Here is a 13,847-nt window from a genome sequence, read left to right on the forward strand (position 1 = left end):
TGGTCAGGGCGGCAGGATTTGAACCTGCGACCCCCGGCTTCCAAAGCCGGTGCTCTGCGCAGCCTGAGCTACACCCTGTGAAATCCCTTTGGGGCGGCCGGCCTATTCCGGCCGCCCCCGTCTGCTTCCGCTACCGAGAAGGCCGAAATATCGCCTCGCTCGATGCCAGCTACACAGCAGGAGGCGTGCCAGTTGCACGGGTATCGCGCCGAAAATCTCACAAGATGCTGATTATAATACAATAAATTGGCAGTGCGCATGAACCACCCTCCAACGCCCCAAGGTCACCGCTCCGCATTTTGTGATCGAAATTGATAAGGATTTATCCTACAGGATAATCATGAAGCCGCTTACCGTCATCGGATTCCTGGGCTCGACCCTGGATGCCAGCAAGTTCGGGCCATCGCGCTGGAGCAAATGGCGGCCGAGCGTCGGCCTGACGATGCACGAAGATTTGCGCGTCGACCGCTTCATCCTGATCCACGGCAGCGCGCATCGCAGGCTCGCCGAATATGTCGCGGAGGACATTGCGTCGGTGTCACCCGAGACGAATGTCGAGATGCGCCTGATCGACTTCCGTGATCCCTGGGATTTCGAGGAAGTGTTCGGAAAGCTGCTCGACTTCGCCCGCGCCGAGCCCTTCGATCCCGAGGCCGAAGACTATCTGGTGCATATCACCACCGGTACGCACGTCGCGCAGATCTGCCTCTTCCTGCTGACCGAAGCGCGCTATCTGCCGGGTCGACTGCTGCAGACGCAGCCGGAGCGCGGTTCGCCAAATCCAGCGGGGACCTGGAATACGATCGACCTCGACCTGTCGCGCTACGACAGTATCGCCACGCGCTTTGCCGTCGCCAGCGTCGAAAGCGCGTCATTCCTCAAATCGGGCATCGACACGCACAATGCCGCCTTCAACCGCATGATCGATGAGATCGAGCGGGTCGCGCTACGCTCGAAAGCGCCCATCCTGCTGATGGGACCGACTGGAGCCGGCAAGAGCCTGCTGGCGCGGCGCGTCTACGAGCTCAAGAAACTGAAGCACCAGATTGCCGGCCCGTTCGTCGAGGTGAACTGCGCGACGCTGAAAGGCGATGGCGCGATGTCGGCGCTGTTCGGGCACCGCAAAGGCGCGTTTACCGGCGCGGTCGCCGACCGCCCCGGCCTGCTGCGCGCCGCCGACAAGGGCATGCTGTTCCTCGATGAAATCGGCGAACTCGGACTCGACGAGCAGGCGATGATCCTGCGCGCGATCGAGGACAAATGCTTCCTGCCGGTCGGCGCTGACAAGGAATCGTCATCCGAGTTTCAACTGATCGCCGGTACCAATCGCGATCTGGGCGTAGCCGTGGCAGGCGGGGCGTTTCGCGACGACCTCTATGCGCGCCTGAACCTCTGGACCTTCACCCTCCCCGGCCTGGCCGACCGACGCGAGGATATCGCGCCCAATCTCGATTATGAGCTCGATCGCTTTGCCGAGCGCGAAGGCGAGCGCGCCAGCTTCAACAAGGAAGCCCGTCAGCGCTACCTCACCTTCGCGACCGCACCCGACGCCCGCTGGCCCGGCAATTTTCGCGACCTGGCGGCAAGCGTCACGCGCATGGCCACGCTGTCGCCCAAGGGACGGATCGACCTGGACTGCGTCGAGGCGGAGATCGTGAGGCTCAAGCGGCTATGGTCGGGCCAGACCGACGATGGCCTTGGCATTTTAGCCGGCGTGCTCGATGCCGATGCGTTGAGTGCGGTCGATCCGTTCGACCGCGTCCAACTGGCCGAGACGATCCGCGTTTGCCGCACAAGCCGCTCGCTGTCCGAAGCCGGCCGCACCCTGTTCGCAGCGTCGCGCGCTCGCCGCAGTTCGGCCAACGACGCGGATCGGCTGCGCAAATATCTCGCCCGGTTCGGATTGGACTGGGTGACGGTTTCGGGGATTTAGCGGCCGGCAAGCGGGGTCATTCGCACCGCAAATACCGTTGACCGCCGTCCGGCGAGTGTGGCACTGGCCACCCCGCTGAACATCCAACGGCACGAAGCACGGCAAAACACGTGCGGTCATGCAGCCAAATGTTCCGATGCGGGTGTAGCTCAATGGCAGAGCAGAAGCTTCCCAAGCTTACGACGAGGGTTCGATTCCCTTCACCCGCTCCACCGGAAACCATTCGCACTAAGGCGTGAGCACTGCCCTCCGAAGGCAGCGGCCACAGGTTCCAATCCTGTCGGGTGCGTCACGATTTCAACGACTTAACAGCTTGCACGAGGCGCAGTACGGAAAACATCCTCGGACAATCATGGGCGTTGCGGCGGGCCAACGTCGCGACCAGCCTAATTGAGACCTGACCCAGCGCGAATCGCCCGCTAGGAGTGTTGGCTTCCGACAAAGGAAGCTCAGGTTCTCAGATAACGATCTGATTTTACGTAAAAATATTCCAACCAACCGCTGGTTACCCCGCGTTTTTCCCACCACTTGGTCAAAGATTTATTGGAGCGGAGTGGCACTGCTTGCGACCGCGATGCGCCCCAATCTCAGGCGTTCAGCTATCCAACTCACTCTCCCACAAGCGGACATTTGATCCCCAGTCGGCGAGGCCTTCACTTAGCGAATTTACTGAAGCGACTAGCGCGAAGGGCCGGTGGAGCGCCGCCACATTGGGACCTCTTACAAAGGAAGCTGTGAGGCGCATCTCTATCAGTGCGCGACGTGTGGTTGGAAGACGTCGAGTCGGTCGGGTTCGACGGCGTTGGAGGCCTTCGCAAACAAGCGCGCGATCGCCATCTGGAGCGTGCCGCATTTCGATCAAAACGCAGCACGCTCCAGGCCCGAGGCAGCCCGACGGCCCATGGGCCGACGCGCTCCCGATGTCCGCTGCGCCAGTACCGTCGGCTAGAAATTCACCGTCGCGCCGATGAAGATGGTCCGCCCGAGCGGATCGTATACGCCGGGATAGGTATTGCCGTTGCCGAACGCCGACAAGATACCCGCGGCGATGGCTGGCGGATCCTTGTCGAGCAGATTGTTCACCCCCGCGCGGAACTTGAAGGCTTTGGTGACAGGCACCGTCGCGGCGAGATCGAAGTAACTATACGCGCCGATCCGGTTGTTCACGACACTGGGCGCTCCAAAGGGGGACAATTTGGTCGAGCCGAGATACCGCCAGGACAATGACAGCGTCGTGCCCTGCTCCAGGACCCAGGTCGTTCGCATGACATGGCGCCATTCCGGCGAAGGCTGGCCGCAGGTGTAACCATACAGTCCCTTGCATTCGGTCGTGCCTTGGCCGGGCAGCGGTTCGGCGGTCTGGTTGATCAGATAGGTACCGACCAGATTGAGATTGAGCTTGCCGAGGCTTCCGAGGCCGAGCGTATAGTCGGCGGTGACGTCGATCCCCGATGTCTTGAGGAAGCCGGTGTTGAGCGTGGTGGAGACGATATAGCCGTCGGTTCCGAAGATCGCGCCGCTGCGGGGGTCGCGGTGGAACAAGCCGCAGAAGAACGGATCGCTCGTCTCCACGCACTTCTCGATGATCAGCGAGGGGTCGATCGAACCGATATAGCCATTTACCTTGATGTGGTAATAATCGACCGACAGCGAGAAATTCGGGACCTGCCTGGGCGTCAGCACCAGGCCGACGGTATAGGTGTCGCCGATCTCCGGCTTCAACGCGAGATTGCCTCCGCCAAGCGCCGAGCAGGTGTCGGCCGGACAGGCGATGACATGACCATATTGAGCGGCCGACACGCCGGTTATAGCGCAGGCTGTCGCGCTGGCGTCGGGCGTAGCACCCGAGCATGGATCTTGCGCCGCGACATTGCCGACCTGCTGCGAGGCGAACAGTTCACCGATATTGGGCGCGCGGATCGCGTGGTTATAGCTTGCGCGCAGGCGCAGCATGTCGACCGGGCGCCAGGCCAGTTCGCCCTTATAGGTGAAGACGTTGAAGCTCGACTCGAAACCCGTCGACTGCTGCGAATTCTTGTAACGCGAATAGCGGAGCGCGCCGTTGACCGTAAGTTCGCGGAAGAACGGCTTGTCCTCCAGGATCGGGACCTCGATCTCGCCATAGCCTTCGATCACGCGGATGCGACCGTCCGCGTCGGTGGTGCCGCCTTGCTTCGCGATAGCGTCGCCGGTGAAGGTGAGCGTCTCGAGCCTGTGCTCTGCACCAAGCACCAGCGAGATGCCCCGCGATGCCCAGGGGCTGGTGATGCCATATTGGCCGAGATCGCCGGTGATGGTGCCCGAGAACACCGTCTGCCGGTTACGGCCCGCCGTGTTGCTGGGGCTGAACAGATAGGTCGCCTGGTCGGCGGTCACCCCATTGGCCTGAAACACATTGGCAGGGATGCAGGACGGATCGGAGCCGTCCACGACAGATCGGCAGGTGGGCGTGCCATTGACCGTTACCACGTCAAGCGCCCGCTGCGCTTTCACATTGTCGACGTTATTGAGATAGGTCTCGTCGAAATTCACTCGCGAATGCAGGTAGTTGAGGTCGTAGGTTAGACCCCTAGCGATCTCGCCGCGAAGGCCGGCGGTCCAGCGATAATCCTCGTGCCGGAGATTGTCGCGGCGCGGCGCGATCGCCAGGCGATAGCCGATCAGCGTGGGCTGCAGGGTGGCGGTTCCGGCATCGGCGCCGCACAAGGCAGTGGCCTGGCTCGTGCCCAATAGCGGACTGTTGCAGGGTACGTTGAACGTGGTCCCGAGGAACAGCGCGGAAGGCGCGGCCTGCGAAAAGGTGTGGTCCCGCATGTACATGAAGCTGCCATAGGCCTCGGCGGCGGGACTGAACTTGAACTTGGCGAAGCCGCCGGCGGTGACGCGGTTGTCGGAACGCTGGAAATAGTTCGTGGGAGCGTAATTATACGCGAAGCTCTGATCATAGGGCACCCAGTTCCGGCTTCCTTCCTTCACGTTGGTGAAGGTGATGCCTTGATTGGGGCCCGCGAGCGGAACGAATGTGCCATAGGGCGTGTTGCTGGATCCGCCGCACACCAAAGCGGTCCCGGCGTCGTCGGCCGGCTGCAGCGCACACGCCGACACGTCGCGGCTCGATTGCAGGGCTGGGTCGAAGTGCCGGTAGCCGGCATACACCGTGATGTTGCCGCGATCGCCCGCAAAATTCTTGCCGAACGCGATGTTGAGGTCCTGCTTGGTGCCATCGTTGACGGTTCGGGGCGCCAGGTCGAAACCGCGGCTGCGCATGATCGAGCGCACATCGTCATTACCGTTGCCGTGCTGGGCAAGGCTGACCTGCGCATCGGCGCGCAAGCCGTTGAGATTGTCCTTGATGATGAAGTTGACCACGCCGGATAGCGCATCCGAACCATAGACCGCTGACGCGCCGCCCGAGACGATATCGATGCGCTCAACCAGCGCGCTCGGCACGAAATTCAGGTCGACTGCCTGTTGCGGCAACAGGCGCCGACCGTTGAGCAGGACCAGCACTCGGCTCGAGCCCAGGTCGCGCAGATTGATGTTCGACGTGCCGTCCGATCCGTTCGACACGTTCTCGTTCGCGTCCGCGGTGAACTGCGGCAGGCGGTTCAGCACACTCTCAACCGTCGTGGCGCCCTGATATTGGATTTCGTCGCGGCCGACGATGGTGAGAGGGCTATTGCTCTGAAGGTCTGAGCGGCGGATGCGTGTGCCGGTTATGAGAATCTCGCCGCCCTCCTGTTCGGGCGGCGCGGCGGAGTCCGTCGAAGGGGTAGCCGCGACCTGAGCCATTGCGCTCGTCGACAGCAACGCCGCCACCAAGGCGGCGGAAGCCGCCGCAAATTTCCCCTTTGCCACGCCCATCCTCCTGATTGCCTGCTGTGCAGATCAGTATGACGAATGGCATCGTGGGTCAATTATTTTATACGATATCCGGTATACCGTTGTTTTTGCCAGCCGATGTGCTCGATCTGGCAAGGAAGCCGGAGCGATTTCGCGTTGCCCTGAACATTATACTATATACTATCAAGCGATGAGATCAGAAAAAGGTGCTCAGCAAGCGCTGAGGTTGTCTGTCGTCAACCGCAGGTTGATGGTGTCCGCTGAGAGGGCCGTCTCCTTTGCGCCTGGCGCGCGCGCGGCCGATCTGTGGCGAACAGGCGCGCCACCAAGGACGCGTACCGTGAGCTGCCGATAATGGTCGGCCCAGATCTGAGTGATCCGCCCAGGGCTGATGCGTTTGCGGTCGTCGATAACGGCACGAGAGGCGGAACCTTTCTCGGCCATCCGCTCGGGCTTTTCCTCTTATTTTTCCTCGAGATGTGGGAGCGCTTTTCCTATTACGGCATGCGCGCGATCCTGATCTTTTACCTCACCAAGCACTTCCTGTTCGCCAAAGATCATTCCTATGCCGTGTATGGCGCCTACACCTCGCTGGTCTATATTACGCCGGTTATCGGCGGGTATTTGGCCGATCGCTATCTTGGCGCGCGCAAGGCGGTGATCGCCGGTGGCATCTTTATCGTCATCGGCCACCTGCTGATCGCGGGGTTCGAAGGGCGGGTCGGTGAGCAGGGCCCGTATCTCAACGGCTTCTACTTTGGATTGGCGGCGATCGTGGTCGGCACCGGCTTTCTCAAAGCCAATGTCTCGGTGCTGGTCGGACAACTCTATGCCCGCGACGATATCCGCCGCGATTCCGCCTTCTCGATCTTCTATATGGGGATCAATACCGGCGCCTGGCTCGGCCCGATCTTCATCGGCATTCTCGGCGAGACGGTCGGCTGGTCCTATGGTTTTGGCGCCGCGGGCGTCGGCATGCTGCTCGGACTCGTCGTGTTCGTGCTGTTCCGGAAAGCCCTGCACGGCGCCGGTCCGCCGCCTTCGGCTCAACGGCTGGCCGCACCCGCATTCGCCGGACTATCGCGAGAGTCGCTGATCTATATCGGGGCAATTGGCGCTACCGGCGTGTCATGGTGGTTGATCCGTTCGCAGGACACTGTCGGCCTGCTGTTGATCGGGTTTTCGGTGCTGACGGTGAGCTACATCGTCTACCGATCGGTCTGGACTCTCTCGCCGGTCGATCGCGACCGGATCTTCGCGGCGCTCTTCCTGGTGGCGCTCAGTCCGCTGTTCTGGGCGCTGTTCGAGCAGACCGGATCGTCGCTCAACATATTCACGGACGAGCGTGTCGACCGCGTGATTTTCGGCTGGGAGGTCCCGGCATCGGTGTTCCTGTCGATCAACTCGGCCTTTATCATTCTGCTCGCGCCGGTCTTCGCCTGGGCCTGGAACTGGCTCGCCAAGCGGCGGCTCGAACCGAACGTGCCGTTGAAGTTTGGCCTCGGCCTGGTCCTGGTCGGGTTGGGATTCCTCGTGCTTGTCGCCGGTGCGGCCGGCGGCGGTGCGCTGACACCCGCGGTCTTCATCGTCCTGCTCTATCTGTTCCATTCAATGGCTGAGCTGTGCTTCTCCCCGATCGGCCTGTCGTCGATGACCCGGCTGCCGATCGCCAGCATGACCGGCTTGATCATGGGCACGTGGTTTCTTTCGACCGCCGCCGGCAATTTCATTGCCGCCTTGATCGCGCAAGCCACCGGCGGCGCCGGCGGCGGGCCGGACACAATCTTGCACGTCTATGCCAATATCGCCTGGTTCTCGATGGCCGTGGGCGTCGCGGTGATGGCGCTTAGCCCGTTCGTGATCCGCCTGATGCACCTGGAGACGATCGGCGATTCGTGACGGGTATCGAGGGGGCTCCGCCAACCTGCGGGGGACAATTTTCGTCTGCCGCATGCGTCTCGAATTCTGCTTTTCCGTTCCACTTAAAATGTCAGACAAGTAACTTGTATACTTTATATTGTATGTCATATAATGCCTGGCTGGAAGCACGGCGGAGCGCCTTTGCTAAAGTTGGGGGTGGATTTGGCGATGAAGACGAAGGTCGTTTTAAGCCTTGCAAGCTGCGCATCAGCGCTGCTCGCCACGAGCGTTCCTGGCACTGCGTCGGCGACGCCGTTGACCGCAGGCACGCAGACCGCGGCGTCGGCAGAGCCGGTCAGTAAAGCCGATCGCGCCGCGGCCCGGCGCAAGGCGCGCGCGGAACGCGCGGCTGCGCGGCGGCGGGACAAGGCCGTCAAGCAGGCGGCCGCGACTGGTGCCGACACCGTCACCTACGTGGGCGCGGAAGGCAACGATATCGTCGTGGTCGGCTTGCGGGGCAGCCTGAAGTCTGCCCGCGATCGCAAGCGCAATTCCAAACAGATCGTCGATTCGGTGGACGCGGAGGATGTCGGCAAGCTGCCGGACAACAACGTGCCGGAGGCGCTTGCGCGCGTGTCGGGCGTGCAGATCGACCGCTCGCATGGCGAAGGCACCGGCGTCACCATTCGCGGCCTGAGCGACGTGCAGACGACGATCAATGGCAATGAGGCATCGAGCGCCGGCTCGCGCTCGCTCAATCTCGCCGATATCCCCGCCGAGTTGCTCAAGTCGGTGCAGGTCTACAAGACCCGCAGTGCGGACCAAGTCGAAGGAGGTATCGCCGGTACGGTCAACGTCGAATTGCGCCGTCCGCTCGATCTGAAAAAGGGCCTGACGATCGCCGGCAGTTTCCGCGAGACCTTCTCGGATCTCGGCGACACCAAGAGCCCCTATGCCAGCCTGCTGCTCGCCGAGCGTTTCGACACCCCGATCGGCGAGATGGGCTTCCTGCTCAACGGCTCATACACCAAGAATAATTATTTCGAGAATTACATCGTCAGCGAATCGCCGCAGCAGATCGGCTTCTTCACTGGCAGCCAGTCCAACGCGCAGTTGCCCGTTGCGCTGCAGGACACGATCATTCCCTATGCCATCAATTATGGCGTTGAATCGGGATCGATCAAGCGCCCGTCGCTTAATGCTTCTTGGCAGTGGCGCGCGAACGAGCATCTCGATTTCGTCCTCGAAGGATCGTATCTCGGCGTTCGCTCGAACGACGAGCGCAACAATCTCCGCATTCAGACCAATAGCGATCAAGGTTCCTATAGTAACCTCGTCGTCAACCCAGATGGAACAATCCGTTCGGTGACGATCACGAATAACGGCCCCGAGGGTGTCCAAGGTGGCCCGCTCAACATCTATCAAAAGACCAAGAGCGACACTTACAACGCCAATTTCGAGACGCACTGGCATTCGGACAAGGTTCAGATCAATTTTGGGACTCAGTATAACTGGTCAAATCTGCACCAATATTTTGACCAAAGTCAGTACCGCCTTACGGGCGGCAACGTGATCAATGTCGACTTCAATTCGCCCAACGTCCCCGGCGGCGGCCCCTTCGTCACTTACCCGAATACCGACATCGGAAATCCGGCCAATTACAAGCTGTACCAGATCCACGATGAACGCGGCACCAACAACGACACGATGTTCGCGACCAACCTCGACTTCACCGTCCAGACCAGCGCGACGGGCCTGTTGCGATCGGTGCAGTTCGGTGCGCGCTTCACCAAGCACACCATCGCACGCGATTACGGCTATCGCGATGCCTTCTACTTCAATACGGCCGCCGCGCCGACGATGAACGCGGTGGGCAGTGCGACCGGCATCAGCGTCGCTGCGACGACGCCGGATATCTCGGGCGCGCCGACCTGGTACCATCTCGGCGGTGCCAGCTTGTTCGACAATTTCACCGCGATGCGGAACTACCTCATTGGCAACGGCGCCGATCTCACCGGGCGCGATTGGACGCTGTCCGAGCCCGCGACCACCGACCCGGGCGAAAGCTTCAAGGAGCATGAGCGAACCTTCGCTGGTTATGGCCAGCTCAACTACGGCTTCAATGCGCCCTTCCCGGTAGATGGCACGATCGGCCTGCGCTACGTCAACACCTGGGGTACGGCGGTAAGCTCGCGCTACGCATGGAAGGCTTTCCTGCCCGACGGCACGCCCGATTATGGTCAGGGCGTGGCCTTCATCCCGACCGGCAGCAAGGTGAATTACGTCGACCTGTTGCCCAGTGCGACGGCGATCCTGCACTTCACGCCGAAGCTCCAGTTGCGCCTTTCCTATACCCACAACGTCGAGCGCCCGGACTTTTACAGCATGCGCTCGGCCGTCAACATCCTCGATGCGACGACGGCGGGCCGGGTCTATGCCGGCAATCCGAATCTGAAGCCGACCCAGGAAAACAATTATGATGCCTCGCTCGAATATTACTGGGGCAGTGGCAATATGGCCTCGCTGGGCACGTTCCTGAAGAACCAGACCGGGTTCATTTATTATACCGAGATACGCGAGGCAGTTGTCGGCTTGGCCCCCAATCCCAGAGCTGCCGACGGCCTGTATATTGTCGGCAAGCCGCGCAACGCCGGGCCGGGCAAGATCTTCGGTTTCGAGGCGCAGGTGAACACGTTCTTCGACTTCCTGCCCGGTTTCGCGAAGCATTTCGGCATCAGTGCGAACTTCACCTATATCCCGAAAGCGTCGCTCCAGCTCGCCTACGCGGATGCGGCTGCGGATACCCAAGGGCTGTATGACGCACCCTATACGTCCAAATATTCCGGCAATCTGGCGCTTCTTTATGACACGCCGGTATTCAGCGCCCGCATCGCCTACAATTATCGTTCGAAGTACAAGACCGGCATCGATTATGTGAACCCGGGATATTCGATCTACACCCGGTCGACGTCCCGGCTCGACGCGGCCATAAACTATACGCCGTTCAAGTTCGTGACCTTCAGCGTCGAAGCCACCAACCTGTTGCACGATAACGCCGCCTCCTATTTTGGAGCGTACGACGCGCTTCCAGTGGGTGTCCGCGTCCAGGCACGGACGATCCAGACCAGCGCGCGTTTCAGGTTCTGATGACTCGCCGGTAGCTGTTCGGGCATTTGGGAGGGGCTGCGACAGACGTCGCAGCCCCTCCTTGGATGTGGCGTCGGAGCTACGGGCCCGGGTTCGGCGCCGCGGTGTCGCAGTCCGGCTCACGAAAGCCGAAGACGTCGCGATAGACCTGCCGGACATGTTCGAGGTGCCGCGCGGCCAATTCGGCCGGCGCGAGTTGCGTGTCGTTTCCTGTTCAGCGGAACGCGAAACGCGCGCGCTGATACTGGACTGGCACTATTGTCGGCGAGAGGGCCACGGCCAATTGCCCGGCGACGCAGGCTGGCGCGGCGCTGGCTGGGGCGTCAGCGCGGCGTCAAGACGACGGTGGTTGGCACGGCCGACAGCGTAATCGTGCGGGCACCGCGCTCTTCGGTTCCAGCCGTGGTGGCGTAGTGCCGCCCGGCCTTGGTAGTGGTCTCGACGAACAATCGAGCCGCAGGCGTCGCGGCATTGGCCGGGTCGAGCGTCAGCGTGATCGTGCCGGTCGTCGGAGCATAGACGGCATTGGCGATCTTGCCGGCCTCGAGCGTGATCCACGTACCCGTCGGCGCCACGAACAGCCGCGTGCGCGCGCCATCCCTGGGCACGACGCTGACAGAATCGCGAGCCTTGGTCAGGTTCCCGCCATACGAGACCCAGCCGAAGGTGGGATCGTCGATCAGATAGGTCGCCGCGGCATAGGCATGGCCGAAGAATCCCATGCCATAGTCGCCGGTATAAGGGTCCCATGCCATGCGGTCCGGCCAGGAATGGAACGCGGCCGAACCGAAGCCGTCGCGATCGATATTGGTGATCCCCCCCATCATGCCACCATAGGCGACGCGCAATAGATGCGTGTCGGCCGGATTGGCGCGATAGGCGTCGAACAACGGCACGGCGTTGAGCGTGGAGCCATAATGGTGGATCTGCCGTTCGATCCGCGGAAATTTGCCCCCGTAGAGGAAATCCCAATAGCGGCGGGCATTGCCGTTATAGCCCCAGCTCGGAATGGTGGGATCGTAGCCGAGGATCGCCTCGCGCGTCGTGTCAGCCTGTGGCTGGTATCCGAAATAGCGCATCCAGGCGTACACTTCGGGCTGGCCGGTAGAGTCCCACGCCATCTCGCTGCCGAACGGATATTGCAGCGTCTTCCAATGGTCGGCGCGGCCCTTCATCAAGGTTTCCATATTGGCGGCTTCGGCGGTCAACCCCTCGCGCTTGAGATCCTTGAGGATGTCGACGAACACGTCGCCCTCCATCAGCCCGAACTGCGTGTAATAAGGCGCATCGCGCATCATCGCGGTGACGGTGCCGTAGGCGTGCTCGAGATACCAGCGCCAGTCGTGCCGCGTCACCAGCCCGGCATGGTTGCGCGCGAGGCGGTAAAGCACCCAATGCCCGATCGCGACATGCGGGTAATTATAGGCCCGGCCGAGATCGTCGGCATCCTTGTGCGACCACGATGTCCAGTTGCGCCAATTCTCGGCCGGGTCGTAATAGCCGGGATGCTCCTTGGGGTCGTAGTAGAAGATGCTCTTCTTGACCGCGCCGGCATGCTCGCCGCTGGCCACCTGCAGCTTGCCGACGACGGTTTCGTCAACCAGCTGCTCGAGTTTGCCGACCTCGGCCGCGTCAGGATTGTCGAGTTGCTTCATCATCGCCGCAACCCAGCTGCCGGCGCCGCCTTCGTCGCTCATCCCCGCGATCCACACGCGCGGTTCCTGGGCGAGGATCTTGCTGGCCTCGCGGTCGTAGGACAGGATTGCGGGGGCGCGGCGGAACGGATCAGCCTTGTCGTCGAACCATTGCCTGGTCGTGGTGAAACGACCGATATCGGCCATCGCCTGCTCGAGCGGCTTGGTGATGTAGTAACTCACCGTCTGCACATTGCCGTCGGCATAGGTGATGCTCAGCCGCGCTTGGCCCCAGCCATGCGCCTGGATATCGTAGCGCGCCCAGCCTTTGGCCGATGCGGTTGGCGTCGCGACCAGGGCGCCTTGCGGATAGGATTCGATCTTGGCAACCGCGCTGGCATATTTCAGGAACAGCGACGCGCGCAGATCGGTCGGTATGACATAGCCTGGAATGCCGACCGCGACCGGTCGGCGCTGCGCCGCAAGCGTGCCCTCGATCGCCCGAATAGTGGGCGATTGCACGAAGCGGACGCCGACCTCATGCCGCTCGCCCGGCGCCAGCATGATGCTGGTCGGCACATTCCATTGTGTGCCGGCCTTGCTCCATTCCTTGTCCGCATAGCCCTTTGACGCGACGGTCCAGTCGTAAAAGCCTTCCGACGTCTGGCTACGGGGACTTTTCTCGGTGAAGGTCGTGTCCTTGGGGACGCCGCGGTCCCATGGCAGCGGGACATAGGCCTCCAGCGGGCTGCGGCCCTCGGGCAGGACGAGCAAAGCGGGGCCCTTGCCGCTCAGTCGCGTGACCTGCAGATAACCGGCGTCGCGCCCGATATACGGATCGACAAAGCTCGCCTCGGCATGCGCCTGTTCGAGCGTGCGGTCGTCGATGATGTTGTCGAACACCATCGGCATGCCGAGCACACCGATCTCGACAGGTGCGTCTGACGTGTTGACCAGCGTGAAGCGCAGTGCCGGGGCTCCACGGACGTTTACCCAGCGGCGCTCGATCCGCAGCGGGATGTCGCTCCCCATCGACGCGGTGATATCCGCCGCGGCCACGGTCATGCCGCCGGTCGGCAGCGGCTTGATCGGGGCGCGATGGTGTGCCGAAGCGAAGTCGCGCCATTGGCCGCCGGCCATACGGAGCCGGATATCGATGTCGCCGACATGGTTGAAGCCGTCGCCCTGGCGCTCGGCCTCGCGCTTGCCGGGGACGAAGTCGAACGCCGGATCGGCAAGCGGCGACAGGCCGGCGAGAGTCTGTGTGTCTCGGCGTAGGATAAGCTGCAGGGTGCCTATCCGCAGCGTTGTCGTCGCGATCGGCGGATAGACCGGTTTGGTCGGCTTGCCGTCCTGGGCCAAGGCGGCGAGCGGCAGCGTCGCCACCAGCGCCAGCAGCGAAACACGCGACATTGGGAAACGAGTCATCG

At 62.0% G+C, this 13,847-nt stretch carries 5 protein-coding genes and 2 tRNA genes; 4 read left to right on the forward strand and 3 right to left on the reverse strand.

What is annotated here, in order from left to right; genetic code table 11:
* Window positions 1-78, reverse strand: a tRNA-Pro gene (locus AC1DRD_RS08990).
* 262 nt (window positions 79-340) lie between these two features.
* On the opposite strand from AC1DRD_RS08990, the gene rtcR reads away from it, so the two are divergent.
* A complete protein-coding gene (gene rtcR / locus AC1DRD_RS08995; protein WP_478041121.1) occupies window positions 341-1,933 on the forward strand; it encodes an RNA repair transcriptional activator RtcR in 1,593 nt (530 codons plus the stop codon).
* 138 nt (window positions 1,934-2,071) lie between these two features.
* Window positions 2,072-2,145: transfer RNA gene (locus AC1DRD_RS09000), tRNA-Gly, on the forward strand.
* A 733-nt stretch (window positions 2,146-2,878) separates the two neighbouring features.
* On the opposite strand, the gene AC1DRD_RS09005 is transcribed toward AC1DRD_RS09000, so the two are convergent.
* Window positions 2,879-5,791, reverse strand: a complete 2,913-nt coding sequence (locus AC1DRD_RS09005) for a TonB-dependent receptor domain-containing protein (RefSeq protein ID WP_478041122.1) — start codon at window positions 5,789-5,791, stop codon at window positions 2,879-2,881.
* Window positions 5,792-6,130: 339 nt separating this feature from the next.
* Between AC1DRD_RS09005 and AC1DRD_RS09010 the strand changes: the two genes are divergently transcribed.
* Window positions 6,131-7,675, forward strand: coding sequence for a peptide MFS transporter (locus AC1DRD_RS09010; protein ID WP_478041123.1), 1,545 nt, complete (start codon window positions 6,131-6,133; stop codon window positions 7,673-7,675).
* A 189-nt stretch (window positions 7,676-7,864) separates the two neighbouring features.
* Complete coding sequence (locus AC1DRD_RS09015; RefSeq protein WP_478041124.1) at window positions 7,865-10,783, forward strand: TonB-dependent receptor; 2,919 nt, start codon at window positions 7,865-7,867, stop codon at window positions 10,781-10,783.
* Between the two features lie 323 nt (window positions 10,784-11,106).
* On the opposite strand, the gene AC1DRD_RS09020 is transcribed toward AC1DRD_RS09015, so the two are convergent.
* A complete protein-coding gene (locus AC1DRD_RS09020; protein ID WP_478041125.1) occupies window positions 11,107-13,845 on the reverse strand; it encodes a DUF5695 domain-containing protein in 2,739 nt (912 codons plus the stop codon).
* Window positions 13,846-13,847 lie beyond the last annotated feature (2 nt).

The organism is Sphingomonas sp. P4_G2 (assembly GCF_056401155.1).